Annotated in this window: 18 protein-coding genes; 12 read left to right on the top strand and 6 right to left on the bottom strand. The window is 58.8% G+C overall.

Annotated elements, in window-relative coordinates; genetic code table 11:
• Nucleotides 1-31 precede the first annotated feature (31 nt).
• Nucleotides 32-643, bottom strand: coding sequence for a flavin prenyltransferase UbiX (locus AB5Y80_RS21130; protein ID WP_042016310.1), 612 nt, complete (start codon nt 641-643; stop codon nt 32-34).
• A complete protein-coding gene (gene mpl, locus AB5Y80_RS21125; protein WP_039040843.1) occupies nt 640-2,010 on the bottom strand; it encodes a UDP-N-acetylmuramate:L-alanyl-gamma-D-glutamyl-meso-diaminopimelate ligase in 1,371 nt (456 codons plus the stop codon). Before mpl ends, AB5Y80_RS21130 begins: the two co-directional genes overlap by 4 nt.
• A 233-nt stretch (nt 2,011-2,243) precedes the next feature.
• Between mpl and ppa the strand changes: the two genes are divergently transcribed.
• A complete protein-coding gene (ppa, locus tag AB5Y80_RS21120; protein WP_005335667.1) occupies nt 2,244-2,774 on the top strand; it encodes an inorganic diphosphatase in 531 nt (176 codons plus the stop codon).
• A gap of 25 nt (nt 2,775-2,799) precedes the next feature.
• On the opposite strand, the gene AB5Y80_RS21115 is transcribed toward ppa, so the two are convergent.
• The gene (locus AB5Y80_RS21115) at nt 2,800-3,150 is read right to left on the bottom strand and encodes a hypothetical protein (RefSeq protein WP_010675583.1); all 351 of its coding nucleotides are present in this window, start codon (nt 3,148-3,150) and stop codon (nt 2,800-2,802) included.
• 123 nt (nt 3,151-3,273) lie between these two features.
• Between AB5Y80_RS21115 and AB5Y80_RS21110 the strand changes: the two genes are divergently transcribed.
• The 11 genes from AB5Y80_RS21110 to AB5Y80_RS21060 all read left to right on the top strand — a co-directional run bounded on the left by AB5Y80_RS21110 (nt 3,274) and on the right by AB5Y80_RS21060 (nt 13,252).
• Complete coding sequence (locus AB5Y80_RS21110; RefSeq protein WP_010675584.1) at nt 3,274-4,152, top strand: hypothetical protein; 879 nt, start codon at nt 3,274-3,276, stop codon at nt 4,150-4,152.
• Nucleotides 4,153-4,356: 204 nt separating this feature from the next.
• Nucleotides 4,357-4,899, top strand: coding sequence for a YtfJ family protein (locus AB5Y80_RS21105; RefSeq protein WP_010675585.1), 543 nt, complete (start codon nt 4,357-4,359; stop codon nt 4,897-4,899).
• Nucleotides 4,900-4,942: 43 nt separating this feature from the next.
• The gene (locus AB5Y80_RS21100) at nt 4,943-5,233 is read left to right on the top strand and encodes a hypothetical protein (protein ID WP_263308277.1); all 291 of its coding nucleotides are present in this window, start codon (nt 4,943-4,945) and stop codon (nt 5,231-5,233) included.
• 36 nt (nt 5,234-5,269) lie between these two features.
• Complete coding sequence (locus AB5Y80_RS21095; protein ID WP_368173490.1) at nt 5,270-5,860, top strand: DUF2796 domain-containing protein; 591 nt, start codon at nt 5,270-5,272, stop codon at nt 5,858-5,860.
• A gap of 4 nt (nt 5,861-5,864) precedes the next feature.
• Nucleotides 5,865-6,551 carry an ABC transporter ATP-binding protein gene (locus AB5Y80_RS21090; protein ID WP_039040841.1) on the top strand — a complete coding sequence of 229 codons (687 nt, stop codon included), beginning with the start codon at nt 5,865-5,867 and terminating at the stop codon, nt 6,549-6,551.
• 58 nt (nt 6,552-6,609) lie between these two features.
• A complete protein-coding gene (locus tag AB5Y80_RS21085; protein ID WP_039040840.1) occupies nt 6,610-7,857 on the top strand; it encodes an ABC transporter permease in 1,248 nt (415 codons plus the stop codon).
• A 31-nt stretch (nt 7,858-7,888) separates the two neighbouring features.
• A complete protein-coding gene (locus AB5Y80_RS21080) occupies nt 7,889-8,365 on the top strand; it encodes a DUF3299 domain-containing protein (RefSeq protein WP_010675589.1) in 477 nt (158 codons plus the stop codon).
• Between the two features lie 121 nt (nt 8,366-8,486).
• On the top strand, nt 8,487-9,335 hold the full coding sequence (locus tag AB5Y80_RS21075) for a TIGR03899 family protein (RefSeq protein WP_010675590.1): 849 nt from the start codon (nt 8,487-8,489) through the stop codon (nt 9,333-9,335).
• Between the two features lie 237 nt (nt 9,336-9,572).
• Nucleotides 9,573-11,201 carry a PAS domain-containing methyl-accepting chemotaxis protein gene (locus AB5Y80_RS21070; RefSeq protein ID WP_368173489.1) on the top strand — a complete coding sequence of 543 codons (1,629 nt, stop codon included), beginning with the start codon at nt 9,573-9,575 and terminating at the stop codon, nt 11,199-11,201.
• Nucleotides 11,202-11,794: 593 nt separating this feature from the next.
• Nucleotides 11,795-12,193, top strand: coding sequence for a hypothetical protein (locus AB5Y80_RS21065; protein WP_368173488.1), 399 nt, complete (start codon nt 11,795-11,797; stop codon nt 12,191-12,193).
• 171 nt (nt 12,194-12,364) lie between these two features.
• Complete coding sequence (locus tag AB5Y80_RS21060) at nt 12,365-13,252, top strand: alpha/beta hydrolase family protein (RefSeq protein WP_368173487.1); 888 nt, start codon at nt 12,365-12,367, stop codon at nt 13,250-13,252.
• Nucleotides 13,253-13,514: 262 nt separating this feature from the next.
• Here AB5Y80_RS21060 and AB5Y80_RS21055 read toward each other — a convergent pair whose 3' ends face one another.
• From AB5Y80_RS21055 to AB5Y80_RS21045, 3 genes are all read right to left on the bottom strand, one after another.
• Nucleotides 13,515-15,014, bottom strand: a complete 1,500-nt coding sequence (locus AB5Y80_RS21055; RefSeq protein ID WP_368173486.1) for a hypothetical protein — start codon at nt 15,012-15,014, stop codon at nt 13,515-13,517.
• Between the two features lie 508 nt (nt 15,015-15,522).
• A complete protein-coding gene (cysC, locus tag AB5Y80_RS21050; RefSeq protein WP_368173485.1) occupies nt 15,523-16,116 on the bottom strand; it encodes an adenylyl-sulfate kinase in 594 nt (197 codons plus the stop codon).
• Between the two features lie 236 nt (nt 16,117-16,352).
• Nucleotides 16,353-18,077, bottom strand: a complete 1,725-nt coding sequence (locus AB5Y80_RS21045; RefSeq protein WP_042016322.1) for an SLC13 family permease — start codon at nt 18,075-18,077, stop codon at nt 16,353-16,355.
• Nucleotides 18,078-18,080: the final 3 nt, after the last annotated feature.

The raw sequence follows: 18,080 nt of genomic DNA, 5'->3' as shown, positions 1-18,080 counted from the left end.
GGCGCCGCTTTTTTGTCCGCTCCCCACCGTATCAGTGGTTTGCATAACCCCAGCGACTGGTCAACTCATGCTCGACACCCAGATGATCGAGGATGCGGGCGACCATGAAGTCCACCAGATCCTCGATGCTTTTGGGTTCATGGTAGAACCCTGGCGCCGCCGGCATGATGGTCACGCCAAGACGGGCAAGCTTGAGCATGTTCTCCAGATGGATCGCCGAGAAGGGGCTCTCCCGGGGCACCAGAATCAGCTGGCCCCGCTCCTTGATCACCACGTCCGCCGCCCGCTCCAGCAGGTTGTCCGAGGTGCCGTTGGCAATGGCCGAGACGGTGCCCATGGAGCAGGGGCAGACCACCATCTGTTTGGGGGCCGCCGAGCCGGACGCCACCGGCGAGAACCACTCCTCCTTGCCGCAGGCGACGATCTGACCCTCTTTGGCACCATATTGGCGACAGAGGTACGCCGACAGCTCCCTGGGAGAGCCCGGCCAATCCTGCTGCTGCTCGGTCTTGAGCACAACCCTGGCCGCCGAGGAGGCGAGCAGGAAGACCCGATAGTCCGCCTGCACCAGGCATTCCAGCAGGCGCAGGGCATAGGGAGCGCCGGAGGCACCGGTCAGCGCCAGGGTGATGGCCTTGTTCATGATGCGCTCTGCAGCTCCTTGAGGCGGGCGATCAGCTTGTCGTGAATGCCGCCAAACCCGCCGTTGCTCATGATCAGAATATGATCCCCTGGGCGGCTCTCGGCCACCAGGGCGCCAATCAGGGCATCAAGGGCCTCGAATACCCGGGCAGGCCGGGTCATGTGGGCCGTCACCTCCCCCAGATCCCAGCCGATGTTGGGGGGCTGGAAGAAGAACACCTCGTCGGCACCATCGAAGCAACCGGCCAGCTCCTCCTTGTGAACCCCGAGCTTCATGGTGTTGGAGCGGGGCTCCAGCACTGCCAGGATGCGGGCCTTGCCCACCTTGGCGCGCAGTCCACCCAGAGTGGTCTCGATGGCGGTGGGGTGGTGGGCGAAGTCGTCATAGACGCTGATGCCGGCAACTTCCCCTTTCAGCTCCATGCGCCGCTTGGGGGACTTGAACTGGCAGAGGGCGTTGATCCCGTGCTCCACCATGACACCGGCATGGCGGGCAGCGGCGATGGCCATCAGACCGTTGTTGACGTTGTGCTCGCCGATGCACTCCCAGTGCACCTCCCCCTGTTTCACGCCATCCAGCCACACCTCGAAGGCGGAGCCGTCATCGGCCAGCTTCACCGCCTTCCACTTGGCGTCGTCCTGGCCCACCAGCTCCACCTCGCTCCAGCAGCCCATCTCGCGCACGGCGGTGAGGTTGTCATCGCCTTTGGGGAAGAGCACCCGGCCGTTGCTCGGCACGGTGCGCATCAGGTGGTGGAACTGGCGCTGGATGGCGGCGAGATCCGGGAAGATGTCGGCGTGGTCGAACTCCAGGTTGTTCATCACCAGGGTGCGTGGGTGGTAGTGGACAAACTTGGATCGCTTGTCGAAGAAGGCGCAGTCATATTCGTCCGCTTCAATCACAAAGAAGGGAGCCGAGCCAAGACGGGCAGAAACCGGGAAGTTGCCCGGCACGCCGCCGATGAGGAAACCGGGTTCCAGCTTGGCATACTCCAGCACCCAGGCCAGCATGCTGGCGGTGGTGGTCTTGCCATGGGTGCCCGCGACGGCCAGCACCCAGCGATCCTTCAGCACGTGCTCCAGCAGCCACTGAGGGCCGGAGATATAGGGCAGATTGCGGTCCAGCACATATTCCACACAGGGGTTGCCACGGCTCATGGCATTGCCGATCACCACCAGATCCGGCGCCGGATCGAGCTGGGAGGGGTCGTAGCCTTCGGTCAGTTCGATGCCCTGTTGCTCGAGCTGGGTGCTCATGGGGGGATAGACGTTGGCGTCGGAGCCGGTCACCCGATAGCCAAGCTGTTTTGCCAACACCGCCAGACCACCCATGAAGGTGCCGCAGATCCCGAGAATGTGAATGTGCATACCGCTGCCTTTTCCAGTAAAGGGAGTGCGCATTCTAGGGTCTGTTGACCCGGTGGCACAAGCCGCGCCCATGGGGAGCGAAGGCATCGGCGCCCGCAGACGACAGAAATCGGGCAAGCGCGGGGAAAAGCCACCCTCCACCACGCCACCCGGCCCTTGAAATATGGTCATTTGACGGGACATCGCTATAATGTCGGCCTGCAAACTTGACTCCAACACTCAAAGGAAACGTCATGAGCCTGAACCTGGTACCGGCCGGCAAGAGCCTGCCTGACGACATCTACGTCATCATCGAAATCCCGCAGAACGCCGACCCGATCAAATACGAAGTCGACAAGGACAGCGGCGCCATCTTCGTTGACCGTTTCATGTCCACCCCGATGTTCTACCCGTGCAACTACGGTTATGTGAACGCCACCCTGTCCCTGGACGGGGATCCGGTCGACGTGCTGGTTCCGACTCCCTACCCGCTGCTGGCCGGCTCCGTCATCCGCTGCCGCCCGGTCGGTGTGCTGAAGATGACCGACGAATCAGGCGAAGACGCCAAGATCGTGGCCGTTCCCCACTCCAAGCTGACCAAGCAGTACGATCACATCCAGGATGTGAACGATCTGCCCGAGCTGCTGAAAGCCCAGATCCAGCACTTCTTCGAGCGCTACAAAGAGCTGGAAGCGGGCAAATGGGTCAAGGTGGAAGGTTGGGGCGACAAGGCCGCTGCCGAAGCCGAAATCAAGACCTCTGCCGAGCGTTACGCTGCAAAATAAGCGTATTCCTCGTAAAAAAGGCGCCTTATGGCGCCTTTTTTATTGGTCGTTGCGGGGACGCTCCGGGGGGATCCCCCTGGATATAGAGGTCGCGCCCGTTTTGCCGATAGGGGCGGTAATAGTCATCACCGCAGCGATATTCCTGACCGGCACCTCCCACCAGATCGCAGTTGACCGGCAGCACCTCCAGCCACTTGATGGCCTGCTGGAAGCGCAGCCACTCCTGCCATTCATGCTCCCGGGCCAGCTGATCCCGCAGGGCGAAGGTATCCGCGCTGGACAATCCCTGATTGACGATGACCTGCCCCGCCAGCGCCGGCGTGGCCACCAATATCAGCAGAAACCGTGAAACAAGCTTCATGATGATTTCCCCCATGACTTATTTCCTGAATTAAATTTAAAGTCAGATCAGATAATTACCAATATATCTGTCACCAGACCAATCCAAATGCCGGTCACTCACCTAGTTGTTTATTATCAACCCAGGCGGAGGCGCACCATGAAACTGGCACAAGGCTTTCTGTGCAGTCTGCTCTTCGGCACCATGGCGCAGGCCAACGAGATCAACCTGAGCTGGCAGTGGCAATCTGCGGATGGTCAGCAAAAGCACCTGCAATTGACGGCGGATGAGCGCACCTTTTCAGCCAGCCGTCACGAGATGACACAGCTCGACACCGCCCTCAACTTCCCGCTGGAAACACTCTACTCCTACATCAGTCCGCGCCTCTACAACAGCATCAACCAGATCAACCAGCACAGCCCGGAGACGGCCACCAAGTTCCGCAACCTGGAACAGGCCTTTACCCTGCACGACAGCAGCCTCGAATCCGCCCAGTTCTGGCAGGCCTACCGGCAATATCAGGAGGACGCCTTCTACGAGATGCGGGTCCAGCCCTGCGTGCACCCGGCCAATCAGAAGCTGCCCTGCGTGCGCCCCAACTACTCCCAGCTGTTCTATCAGTTCAAGGGAGACCTCAAACCCCTGGCGCAGCAGTTTTCGGCCAAGGATCTCGCCACCAGCGTCACCCTGCTGCAGGAGTGGCTGAGCGGCATCCCCACCCCGCCCGAGCAGATGGACCACTTCGCTCCGCCCCTGCAGGCCCTGCAGGACAACAAGGCCGACAGCGACGAGAAGGCGCTGCTCATGGCCAGTCTGCTGGCGGAGCTGGCGCCCCAGTACAGTCTCAGCATTATCTATCCGAACATCAGCATCGGCAGCGTCTCGCCGGCCTGGCTCGCCATCACGGCCGACAGCGGCCTTGAGGGAGACACCCTGGTGATCGGCAATCAGCGCCACGTGCTGCTCACCGGTTCTCCCCTGCTGGCCCAGCAGATGACCATGGCCCAGATTCCCTTGATCAGTGAACCGCTCTACTAGCCTCTTCTGACCATCACTTGCTTTTGATGGATGACATGCCATCCTTGCCGCCGTCATTGGGGGATGGCGACCATGTTGACAAGATCACCGTCGCACCCTGCATTATTTAACACTTTTTAAACAGATCCGATCAGTTTAGGATGTTCAGGGTCCCATTCCCTCGACCCAAAAATCGTTATAACATCACAAAGGAGTGTCATCCGGATGAAACATCTCGTGCTTACTCTGGCGCTGCTGCCAACCCTGGTCATGGCCCACAACATCAAGGAATCAACCCAGGTGCCGCTGGTCAACATCAGCGACAAGGGGGAGCTGGTGCTCAAGGAGAAGGAGATCAGCTATCAGCCCTGGCAGAGCAAGGTCCTGACCGGCAAGGTCTTCCTGATCCAGCACATTGCGGGTCGCTCCAGCGCCAAGGAGCTCAATGCCCCCATGATCGAGGCGATCAAGGCGGCCAAGCTGCCCCACGACAAGTACCAGACCGTCACCATCATCAACAGCAATGACGCCATCTGGGGCACGTCCGGTTTCGTGAAGAGCAGTGCCGAGGACAGCAAGAAAGAGTTCCCCTGGTCCGCCATGGTGCTGGATGCCAAGGGGATGGCCCGCAACGCCTGGGCGCTTACCCCGGAAAGTTCGGCCATCATACTGCTGGATAAAGAGGGCAAGGTGCTGTTTGCCAAAGATGGCCAGCTCGATGCCGCCGAGATAACCAAGGTGATGGGGCTCATCCAGTCCCATCTCTGAATCAGAGAGAAGGGCGCTGATGGCGCCCTTTCCACAAGGGTCTATGGGTCGTTCCACACTGACAATCTGGGTGTTGCTGCTGGGCTGGTTGTGGATGCAACCGGCGCTGGCACAGCACCCTCTTGAAGCTGCCCTGCCCGATCACAGTCATGCCTGCACCCTCTGCATCCTGCATCTGGATGGCAAGCTGGCACTGACGCCGACCCCCGTTCTCCCTCCCCTCTCCTCTGGCATCGACCGGTATATCGGCACTCCCCAACCGAGGGCGGCCACCGGCACCACGGGACATCGCCGTATCCGCGCCCCACCGCCCCTTCATTGTTTCTTTTTTTGAACCAATCTTTTCTCTATTTATTCAAAAGGATTAACGATGAAAGCAGTCACCCTGTTGCTGGCCGCTGCCGCCTTCGGCGCCCAGGCCCATCACGACGAACACGAAAGCCACAGCCACGGTGCCCATGAGCACGGTCACGGCCACCTCAACCTGGTACTCGACGGCAACCAGCTGATGATCGAGTTGCAGGCCCCTGCCGCCGATCTGGTGAGCTTCGAGCATGCCGCCAACACCGATGAGGAGAAAGCGCAGTATGCCAAGGCGGTGGCCCGCCTCCAGCAGCCCGACGCCCTCTTCCGTTTCGACCCGGCCGCCGGCTGCAAGCTGACCCAGCAGGAACTGCAGGCCGCCAAGGAAGATCATGACCATGAGCACGAGCACGAGCACGAGCACGAGCACGACAAGGCTGATGGCGCTCACGATGAACACCATCACGACGACGCGGGCCATGCGGACATGGGAGCCATGTACACCTACACCTGCGCTACCCCGGCCAAGCTCACCGGTCTCGAGGCCACTCTGTTCAGCCTCTACCCGAGCCTGGAGAAGCTGAGCGTGCAGGGCATACTGCCCACCGGCCAGACTGCCGCCGAACTGACTCCGTCCGCCAACAAACTGGGCTGGTAACACCATGAAACATGCCGTGGTTGAGATCCGTGATCTGGCCTTTGCCTGGCCGGGTCACGAAGCCGTCCTCGATCTGCCCGCCCTCCGCATCCACGAGGGTGAGCGCGTCTTCATCAAGGGCCCATCGGGTTGTGGCAAGTCCACCCTGCTCGGGTTGCTGGCCGGTATCCAGACCGCCAACCACGGCACCCTGGAGGTGCTTGGCCAGCCCCTGGCCCGGCTTTCCGGCCGCGCCCGTGACCAGTTCCGGGCGGCCAATCTGGGGTACATCTTCCAGCAGTTCAATCTGCTGCCGTTTCTCTCGGTGCAGGACAACGTCACCGCTGCCCTCACCTTTTCACCCGCCAAGCGGGCCCGCCTGACAGGGAGCCCCGAGCAGGAGGCGCGCCGCCTGCTGGCAGAACTGCAACTGCCGGATGAGGCACTCCATCGCCCCGTCCACGCCCTCAGCATCGGCCAGCAGCAGCGAGTCGCCGCCGCCCGCGCCCTGATAGGCTCCCCTCCTCTGGTGATCGCCGACGAGCCCACCTCGGCCCTGGACACCGACAACCGGGCCGCCTTCATCCGGCTGCTGTTCGAGGAGTGTGACAAGCAGGGATCTACCCTGGTCTTCGTCAGTCACGATCCCTATCTGGAGCCCCTCTTCCCCCGGGTGGAGAACCTGCAACAGCTCAACCGGAGGGCGGCATGACCACACGCCATCATCTCGCAGCCCGTCCGGCCATCTCCCCTTCACTGCGGAGGCTCTCATGCTGAAACTCGCCCTGCAAAGTCTCTGGGCCCGTCGCCTCACCGCCGGGCTCACCCTGCTGGCCGTCGCCATCAGCGTCACCCTGCTGCTCGGGGTGGAGCGGGTGCGCAGTCAGGCACGGGACAGCTTCGCCAACACCGTCTCGGGCACCGATCTCATCGTCGGCGCCCGCTCCGGCCAGGTGAACCTGCTGCTCTATTCGGTGTTTCGCATCGGCAACCCCACCAACAACGTGGGCTGGGACTCCTACCAGGCCATCAAGGCCAGGCCCGGTATCGCCTGGACCATCCCCCTCTCCCTTGGCGACTCCCACAAGGGGTTTCGCGTGCTCGGCACCAACGGGGACTACTTCACCCACCTGAAGTACGGCCAGCAGCAGGCGCTCGTCCTGCGCGAAGGCCGCCCCTTCGAAACACCGTTTGAAGCGGTGCTGGGTGCCCAGGTGGCCGAAAAGCTCGGCTATCACCTGGATCAATCCATCGTCATCGCCCATGGCGCCGGCAACACCTCGTTCAGCCAGCACGACAACATGCCGTTCAAGGTGGTGGGGATCCTGGCCCCCACCGGCACCCCCATCGATCGCACCATTCATGTGCCGCTGGCGGGCATAGAGGCGATCCACCTGGGCTGGGACACCGGTCGTCACAGCAAGAACGTGACCCCGGAACAGGCGATGGCGCTGGATCTCACCCCCAAGACCATCACCGCCTTCATGGTGGGGCTGAGCAACCGGATCCTGGCGTTCCAGTTGCAGCGCAGCGTCAACACCTATCCCAGGGAGCCCCTGATGGCCATCCTGCCGGGAGCCGCCCTGCAGGAGCTCTGGGGGCTGATGAGCGTGGCGGAGACCGCCCTGTCGGTGATCGCGGGCTTCGTGGTGGTGGCGGGCCTCATCGGCATGCTGACCACCCTGCTCGCCGGCCTCAACGAGCGGCGCCGCGAGCTCGCCATTCTGCGCTCCCTGGGGGCGGGCCCTGCCCACCTCTTCCTGCTGCTGGCGCTGGAGGCGATGGCGCTCACCACGGCGGGCATCGCCCTCGGGGTGGCCGCGCTCTACCTCGGTCAGGGGCTTGCTAGCCCCTGGCTGCTCAGCCACTATGGCCTGCAAATGAGCCTGGGTCTGCCGAGCGCCTATGAGTGGCAACTGCTGGGCCTGGTCTGGCTGGCGGGCATGGTGATCGGGCTGCTGCCTGCCGCCCGCGCTTACCGCTACAGCCTGAGCGACGGCATGAGCATTCGCGTCTGACCCGACGCATCCGACCAAGAGAGAAGAACAGATGATGAAGTGGAAAATAGTGGCGCTGCTGGCCAGCCTGCTGGTGCTGCCTGCCATGGCCGCAGATTACAAGACCATCGACTGGGATATCCTCATCCCGGAGGGGGAAAAGCTGCTGCCACCGCCCCAGGTCAGCCATGATGGCGACTTCTCCTCGGTGCCGCAGCCGGTGGGAGGCGTCAACAAGAAGCTGGACAATCAGGAGGTGCGGATCCCCGGTTTCGTGGTGCCCCTGGAAGGGGATGCCAAGACCATCACCGCCTTCCTGCTGGTCCCCTACTTCGGCGCCTGCATTCACGTGCCCCCGCCGCCCACCAACCAGGTGATCTACGTGAGCTACCCCAAGGGGGCGCCGGTGGATGACCTCTGGGACGCCATCTGGGTCAAGGGCAAGATGCACACCGTCAGCTCCAGCCACGAGATGGCCACCGCTTCCTACTCCATGGACGCGGTCGAGGTCAGCGTCTACGAAGAGTGAGCCCCTGATGGCCTCCCCCGGGAGGCCATTTTTTTATCCCGTGACGACCCCGGCAAAGGGATTGTTCATGGATCTGGTTGGAGTAACATTCACTACCAGACCTTGCCATCACGGAGCCAGCATGGCTGACCTGCCCCCCAAGAAAGAGAGTTCCATCCTGAGCAGCCAGGAGCAGACCCTGCGCCTGGCCCGCAGCCGCGGCATCGATGGCATGCTCACCCGCAACAGCGACAGCACCTTCGAGCAGCGCGCCACCTTCCGCCAGTTGGCGGAGCAGGCCACCCGCCAGCGCAATCTGGAATCCATCATGGTGATGGCCGCGCGCCACTGCGAAGAGACCGCCGCCGGCGGCGAGATAGACAGCGACTGGCTCACCCGCTTCCTGCAACTGGCCGAAGACATCAGCATGACCCCCATGCAGCAGTTGTGGGGTCGCATCTTCGCCCTGGAAGTGGCGACCCCGGGCCGCTTCTCCATCCGTGCCCTCAACACCCTCAAGGAGATGACCCAGCGCGAAGCCCAGCTGTTCCAGCGCATCTGCGCCCTCTCCTGCCACTACGAGGGCAGCGACGAGCAGCGCCTGCTGCTGGGCATGCACAAGGGGGCCAGCCTGCTCAGTCGCGCCAAGGTCACCCGAATGGGGCTCGGCAAATACCGGGTGCCCTACAGCGCCCTGCTGCTGCTGTGCGATCTCGGGCTGCTGCACCGTGGCGAGCTCGAATCCGGCCCCCTGCCCGCCGACGGGGTCGAGCTGGCCTTTGGCAACCAGCGCTGGCGTCTGCGCCAACGCCAGAGCAACCTCACCCTGCTCTATTACCGGCTCACCCCCGTAGGCAACGAGCTTGCCCTGCTGCTGGACGAGCCCCCCCTGGAGGAGTACCTGCAGGATCTGAAGACCCTGCTCTCCACCCACCTGCAGATAGAGACCCAGATGCCGGCCCCGGTCAGCGAGCCGGATCTGCCCGCCTGAGGCTGGCGGAGGCCCCAGCCCCGCCTTGCCAAATTGCGAAACCCGCCCCGCCATTGCCAAAACGGCTCCCAAAAAGCGAATCCTGACGGCAGGGGCGGACGCGAGCCCGGGCCATGTTCCCCCCACTACGGGTTTTGAGCGCAAAAGAGACATATAGAGCGCAATTTAAGCGTTTTTGGGCACTCTGGTGTACGAATTGCAACCAGACTCTCTTTCCTCTGTCAGGCAGGAAGTACCATGAGAGTCAATCAACCCGTTACCCAGCGTGAGCGCCTCTACCCGTCGCACCAGAACCTGATTTCCACCACGGATCTGGAGAGCCGCATCACCTATGCCAACGACGAGTTCTGCCAGATAGCCGGCTTCACCCTGGAGGAGCTGCAAGGGGCGCCCCACAACCTGGTCCGCCACCCCGACATGCCGCCCCAGGCGTTTGCCGACATGTGGCGCCATCTGCGGGAAGGCAAAAGCTGGATGGGCCCGGTCAAGAACCGCTGCAAGAACGGGGATCACTACTGGGTCAACGCCTTCGTCACCCCCATTCAGGACGCAAGCGGCAAGGTGGTGGAGTACCAGTCGGTGCGCACGGCGCCGGACGACGCGATCAAGCAGCGTGCGGAGCGGGTCTATGACGAGATGCGCCGCGGCAAGACCCCCCGGGCCCTGCGCCTGCCCCCCTGCTGCCACACCCTGGGGATCCACCTCTGCCTGATGGCGCTGGTGGCCAGTCTGGTCACCCTCGGCTATCAGCACGGCCCGGGCTGGCCTCTGCTCATCGGTGCCCTGCCCCTGGTGGTTGCGCTCGTCATCTGCCAGACCCTCTCCCGGCGCCTCGCCCGGCTGGAGACCCTGGCCCGCCACCGTTTCGACAACCCCTTGATGCAACTGCTGTATACCGGCCGGGTCGATCGTCTGGCTGCCGTCGAGCTCGCCATGAAGATGAATCAGGCCGAGTTCAATGCGGTGCTGGCCCGCACCCAGCAGACCTGCCAGCAGATCGTGCAGGCGGCGCAGACGGATCTGAACAATGCCGAGTCCATCACCGGCAACCTGCAACAACAGCAGTCCCAGACCAACCAGGTCGCGACCGCCATCACCGAGATGACGGCGTCCATTCGCGAGGTCTCCCACAGCTCGAGCGCCTCCTCGGACAGCCTGGACAACACCGCCGTGCTGTTTCGGGAGGGCAATCGCAGCGTGCTCGATACCGTGGCGGCGGTGGAAGGGGTTCACGGCGAGCTGCTCACCTCCCGCGCCGTGATAGAGGCGCTGGCCAGCCAGTGCCGCGCCATCGACGGCATCCTGGACGTCATCAACAACATCGCCAACCAGACCAACCTGCTGGCCCTCAATGCGGCCATCGAGGCGGCCCGGGCGGGCGAGTCCGGTCGCGGCTTCTCGGTGGTGGCGGACGAAATCCGCACCCTGGCCATCAAGACCCAATCCTCCACCGGCGAGATCCAGCAGATGATAAGCCTCTTGCAGGCCAGCGCCGACGATGCCCAGCAGGCCATGGCGCAAGGGGAGCAGCTCTCCGCCAGTTGCCGCCTCAAGGCCGCCGCCACCGGCGATATCCTGCAACAGATAAGCGAACGCCTGTTGCAGGTGACCGCAGGCAGCAACCAGATAGCCCAGGCAATGCAGGAGCAATCCCTGGTCACCCAGGACATCCATCACAGCGTGCTGGACATCAAACGTCTGGCCGACGACTCCAGCCAGGGCAGCCGCCACGCCGTGCAGGGCATCATTGCCCTCGTGAAGCAACTCGGGGACCTGGAGCGGCTGGTACGCCAGTTCCAGCAGCATCCCGCCACCCGGCCAACCAGCACCACCCTGACCAGCAGCCAACCCCTGCTGGCCCGCTAAGCCTTCACGGAGGAAACCAGACCCAAAGACCGTGCGCTAACAATAAAAACGGGCCCCTGCCGTCACCGGCAGCGGGCCCCTCTTTTGGGTGGTGCATGGGTGTCTGAGCGGGTTTCAAATTCGAGTCATCGACCGAACCCGCGGGTCTTTCGCCCCCTCCCAACCACCTGCTCGCCCTTGCCAGGCCCCCCCTCTCGGCTGCACCGCATGGCACTCAGCAGGGCAATGGCCTTGCTCACTCCCCCATTCATACACCGTGAATGTTGGGCGTTGGGCCTTGAGCGTTGAGCGTTGAGCGTTGAGCGGGAAGCGGGAAGAGGGAAGCGGGAAAGCGTCGGCCTTGAGATCCCTCTTATCCAACCTGCCGCAGGCCCCGCTGGCCCCCCAATTTATTGATCTTGCCCGAGAAATCGCCCGCTCCCCCTTCCCTAACCAGCTCCGTTCGGTAACATGGCAATCAGGATCACCTCTTGTCGGAGTCAGCCATGAACCAGACCGGTGCCACAGGAAAAGCGCAGCAGGCTGGAGGCTGAAATTCAGGGACGGTAGCCTTGCCTGAATGTTGGGAAGATCACGACCAAAGAGGTAAAAGTTTGAAAAGAAAACCAATAATAAAGCTTTCTCATATTCAAGAAGTTATCAAGTTATTTAATTCAATAAGCCAAGACGCGAGCTTACCTGATTCATATTACGAGATGTCTCGTTATATAAGCTCAACTGAATATGATGAAATGAATTTGTATGAACTTTCTTTTGAGCCTTATTTATCTATAGTTAAGCAATGTGACATGAGCTTTTTCGCCCTGTATCGGAGCAAACAACGAATATATCTTGCTCATTGTAACGATGCCGGTCACCCCCCACCTCGATGGGAAGCCCATCCTATCAAATTATCCCAACTTAAGGATATTGAGTTGATGATGTTTTTATTGCGAGATCACGCCTATCAGCTAGTGCTCAGAAACAAGCAAGATTTAGCCTATGAAATTTAAATAATTCAATATTCCCAAATAGATAAACCGATAAGATTGATAGCATGTGATTGCCACATTCTTCTTAGTATCAATCATTAAAAAAACACAACCATAATATTCAACATGAAAGTTCTATTAATATTTTTTGGTTTTCTCTTTTTGACGAGTTCGGTGAACTCTCAGGAGATCATGACTCGCACAGCCAGCAGAGATGATGGTTCGTTTATCTCCTATTATCTTGTCCAACATCTCCATGACACAGATACACTGCTGTTGATCCTGCAAGGCTCTGATTGCAATAGTGTCTTGAAAATAGAGTCCATACTCACCGAGTATAAAAATGTCTGGCCAGAAGCTGATGTGTTGCTAATCGAAAAGTACGGCATTAATCGCAAATTAAAATACAGTAAAGATGCCGAACGCAAGGATTGCCCTGCCCAGTACCTTGAAAAGGACAATCCTGCGCAGCGGTTCGCGGATATCAAAACAGTGCTCGATATCGTTAGAAAAGATGGGCAATACAAGACATTTATCCTCTTGGGCGGCAGTGAAGGTGCCGTTATCGCCAACCGGGTGAGCGCAGATATTGACTCTATCGATGCCACCATCGCCTTTAATGGTGGTGGCCGCTGGTTTATCGATGACGTCTCACACAGTATCGCTGTCAAACATAACAACCCCGATGAGGCGAGAAAAGAGAGCGACGATTTCAAAGGGTTTGCCGAGCATGTTCTTAACAGCAAACCCTTTGAGCTTGACGTGAGTGGACACGGTTATCATTGGTGGCAGCAGATGCTCTCCATCGATCAGCTTGATATCCTTAAAAAGGTAAAGTCTCCTTTGCTGGTCGTGCAGGGTGGAATGGATACCTCGGTATCACCGCAAAAAACAGATGAAATGATGCAGCGCCTTGAAGAACTCGGGAAAAGCAATATCGAGTATCGGCGTTACGAAGCACTCGATCACGGGTTGAAAGACAGCGATGGGAAAAGCCTGCGCAAAGAGGTTATCCGCGATATAAATATATGGTTAAGATCAAAGCTAGGTAACCCAGCCAATAAATCTAGTGGCAACTGATTGAAGCGCTGAAGATTGAAACTCAGGGACGGTCACGTGGTGGTTGTGGGTTAGCGCAGAGCGAAGCCCAACGGACGAGTATGATCACCTCAACCAGAGCGGGATAAATATGGGTTTGGCCGATCGGTAAAAAATTTGCAGATACATTTCCGGTAAACGTTGGGCTTCACTTCGTTCAGCACCGACCTACCATTTTTAGCTCAACATACGAGATGATGAGTCATGTTAATAAAGCCACCGTTTATCCGGTGGCTTCTTTAAGCTATTTTTTATCACTGAGTGCTTTTAGAACATCCATAATAAAGCTAGCCTTGTCTATCTCTGGCTCACTCTTAGAGAAAACTTGAGTTATGAGCCTGATTTTAGTGTCACGCTTGAACTCTAGTTTCTCCCGCTCAGTCATATGCTCACATTCTATGGAATTAGTTATTTGCTCTGCCAAAATGGCGGCCTTAAGCATTGTCATTTTCTCAGTATTAAGAGAGACGATATGCTTAACCAAGAAAAAGAAAACACCCGATAAACCGCCAATAATCAGGGTGGTGGCTGTAATCAGCGGCAATCTACTGAGAAGAATATCCCAAGCACTAACATTACCCAAAAATGGCACCATATACATAAAGCTCTCACCATTTTGGTATATATATCTTGCCATAAAAGCCAACGCAACAAATGTAGAAACAGCCAAGATATAATATGGCCTTAACTGTTTAGACGTTTCATTAGAGTGTCCCACCATATCTAGGGTGGTAAGATTTTTTTGCCGATTCGCAACAGCTAACTCTTGCTGTACCGCCTTTAGCACATCGCTCGCTTTCTCAGTATCGACAACCAACATTTTAAGCTTATTTTCTTCTTTCTTGTACGAATCAGTCTCAACTTCGATTCTTTTCTCTATCGCGATTAAATTATCAGACTCATCGGCAATAATTTTTGAAAGCTTTTCATACTCCCGACTTGAATTATCGATGTCACTTCTTACTTTTTCCAGAGCATTCTGACTGTGAGCTAGACTGTTTTTTGCGTGGGAGCGCTCTTGCTCTAATATATTGATATCATTAGATATAGAATCAAACAACGCTCGCTTAACATCGATAACACTATTAATGTTCTCAAGCTTACCTTTAATCTTTTGCATTTCGATAAGCGGTACTTCTCTAGCTCTGTTTAGAGCATCTTTAGCCCTATCAAATTTTTCCCGCTCAGTAAGCAGCGCAGAGGTGCTTGCAACACGCACAGAGCAAAATACACTGTGCTTTGGCAAGATAAGACCCAACGCAATGTCATGTATTTTATATGTGGAAATAGGTACGCTATTCAAAGGTTGTTTTGTTATTCTTTTGGTTGCAAATCTCTTATCCGTACCGTGATAGGAAATAAGCCTAACCGCCCCTTCATTTTCAGATTTAGATACATTCCGACAAGAGAGCTCCGAGACAATAACCGGAGTCGAAAACAATACAACTAACTCACCTTGAAGGGCGTTTTCATCATAGTTTGCAAATTTTAAAGCTTCGTTTGCAAAAGCAGCCTCCTGCTGAGTAAATAAGTCAGGGTCGAAATCACTATGTATGTGTATGAGCGTCTTGCTAGTTTCAGGCGTGTATGTTGTAAAAAATAAACTTAAGGCCTGAGTATATTCCTGAAAGGGTTTAACAATTTCATTAATATCGACACCACTAAACACCTCAGAAAAATCAACGTCATCGGAAATGTCATTCTTGCCTGCAGTCACCACCCCACCCCTCTGTTTTTGGCTCACTCGCAACAATCCCTAGCCTACCACTTTTGTGATGATCGATGCATATCATGGGTGAAATTGGAACACCCACCGTTCTGAGCGCCACATAGCGGCCAACCGATTGGCGAACTATCCCCATTGTCACAGACGGGCACTGTATTGGTCCCCTCTGATTCGCCGAGACGAGGCCACTGCACTAGGTCGCGAGACAAGGATGTCGAGCGAGTGACGGCGGGTCATGGAAGCCCGTCGGCGCGTGCCGTCGGTGCTGTGGTAGAGGTGAGGGTACTCGACGAAGGAGAGCGAATCGGCGAGGGTAACCTTTCTTTTGGTGACTTTTCTTTGGCCACGCAAAGAAAAGTCACTCGCCATAGCCCGTAGGGCGGGCGAAATCCCTTCGAGGACAAGGTCCTCGCATCCCATACGGCGCAGCCGCATCAACCCCCCCTCCCGCCTATCCACTCTGAGGGAAATAGAAAAAGGGGCCAAGGCCCCCTCTTCTATCAATGCTCGGTGAAGCACATCGACATCAGTCGATATGCCCCCTTTGGCGCAGCGCAGTCAGCAACTCATCCACCAAGGCTTCCACCGACTTGCCGGCGTTGAGCAGATGTATCTCCGGCTGCTCGGGTGCCTCGTAAGCGGAGTCGATACCGGTGAAGTTGCGAATTTCCCCTGCCCGCGCCTTTTTGTAGAGCCCCTTGGGGTCGCGCTCTTCGCAGACTGCGAGGGGCGCATCCACAAATACCTCGACGAACTCCCCTTCACCCACAAGATTGCGCACCAGTTGCCGCTCGGCACGGAACGGCGAGATAAAGGCGGTGAGGACGATAAGGCCCGCATCCACCATCAGTTTTGCCACTTCGCCGACCCGGCGGATATTCTCCTGGCGGGCGGCGTCATCGAAGCCCAGATCGCCACACAAACCGTGGCGCACATTGTCCCCATCCAGCAGGTAGGTGTGCTTGCCCGAGGCGGCCAGCGCCTGCTCCAGTGCCCCCGCCAGGGTGGACTTGCCCGCCCCGGAGAGTCCGGTGAACCAGATCACCAGGGGCTTTTGCCCCTTCTGCTCGGCCCGGCTCTGTTTGTCGACGGCATGGGCATGCCACACGATATTGCTCATCCAACACTCCTTGATTGGCGCTCACGCCTCAATACTGACACTGTCCGCTACCGCAGGAAGCCGCCTCGCACCATGAGGCGGCAAGATGCTGATGCCCTGATATTGCGCATGCAACACCCCCTGATTGGCGCTCACGCCTGGATGCCAGTGCCCTGGCACTCCCCTGCATCATAAGCAGCCTTGATAAAAGCTGCGTTAACATAAGCAGCCCTTAACACATCCCCCGGTATCAGACCTTAAAACGGAAACAGCAGGGGCACCATGACGATCACCCCGATGCTGTAGGCCAGGGAGACCGGCAGGGCCAGCTTGAGATAATCCGGCATCTTGTAGTTGCCCGCCGCATAGACCATCAGGTTGGTCTGGTAGCCGTAGGGCAGGATAAAGCTGGAACTCGCCCCGAACAGCACCGCCAGAATGAACGGCATGGTCGAAACGTCCATGCTGAGCGCCAGCTGGAATCCCATGGGGAAGGCCAGGGCCGCCGCCGCGTTGTTGCTCATCAGCTCCGTCAGCACCAGGGTAAACAGATAGATCCCCACGAAGGCGATAAAGGGACTGGCCCCGTTGAACTCCCCCATCAGCCAGTCGGCGATGAGCTTGGCCAGGCCGCTCTTCTCCAGCTGATCGGCGATGGCGAGCGCCCCGCCCACCACCAGCCAGATATCCAGCGGAAAGCGGCGGCGGATCTCGTCCAGGGTCAGGATGCGTGAAAACAGCAGCACCACCAGCATCACCAGCAGCCCCTTGAAGAGCGGCACCAGATCGAGCACCGACAGGGTCAGCACCCCGAGGAACCCCGCCACCACGGCGGCGCTGCGCGTGGCATCGAGCCGGGTGGAGGCCTCCAGCCCGCTCACCACCACGAACTCGCGGGAGAGGGACTTGTTGCCCGCAAACTTGGGGCCGGGCGCCAGCAGCAATGTGTCCCCTGCGTGCAATTCAATCTGGCCGAGGCCGCCGGTGAGCTGGGTCTCGCCCCGGCGCACCGCCAGCACCACCGCATCGAAATGGGTGCGAAACTCCGCATCCTTGATGGTCTGACCCACCAGGCGCGAGCTGTGGCTGACGATCACCTCCACCAGGTGCTGGCCGTTGAGGCGATGCTGGCCGTAGAGATCCAGCCCCTTGAGCTCCTGCAACACGCCGACGCTCTCCACGTCGCCACAGAACAGCAGCATGTCCCCCTCGTGCAGCTCGTGTTCCGGCTGCACCGGGCAGATCACCTGGTTGCCCCGGATGATCTCGGCAAGATAGAGGCTTTTCAGGCTGCGCAGGCCGTTCTCCTTGACACTGCGCCCGGCCATCGGCGAGCCGGGGCCCACCTTGGCCTCGAGAAAATAGCCGGATTCCCGGCTCATCTCGGTGTCCTGCTCCGGCAGATGGCGGGCAAACAGCAGCACGGCGACCAGGCCAGTCAGCAGGGTCCCCGCCCCCACCATGAAGAAGTCGAACATGCCGAGCGGCTTGGCCCCCATCTTGATGAGGAAGCTGTTGACGATGAGGTTGGTGGAGGTGCCGATCAGGGTCAGCACGCCGCCAAAGGTCGCCGCGAAGCACATGGGCAACAGCAGCCGGGAGGGCGCATGGTTGGGGTTGCGCTTGACCGCCCCCAGCATGGACGCCACCACGGCGGTGTTGTTGACGAACGCCGACAGGAAGGCGGTGGAAAACCACACCTTCACCAGCACCTTGTTGAAGGAGCCGGTGCCCACCAGGTTGGCAAACCAGCTCATGACCCGGGTCTTCTCCACCGCGAGCGACACCAGCAGCAGCAACACCAGGGTCAGCAGGGCGCTGTTGGTGTAGCCCGCCACCACGGCGTTGATGTCCGCCAGGCCGCTCAGGTAGGTGATGAGCACGGCGCCCGAGAAGAGCAGCGCCGGCCGGAGTTTGCCCTGGATCAGCAGGGCGACGAGGGCAGCCAGCAGACCCAGCACCAGGGATTGTTGCCAGGTCATGGG

Source organism: Aeromonas sp. R2-1 (assembly GCF_040908425.1).
GTDB classification, from domain to species: domain Bacteria; phylum Pseudomonadota; class Gammaproteobacteria; order Enterobacterales; family Aeromonadaceae; genus Aeromonas; species Aeromonas caviae.
The sequence above is the reverse complement of the archived record's forward strand: the minus strand, read 5'-3'. Positions and strand labels throughout refer to the sequence as shown.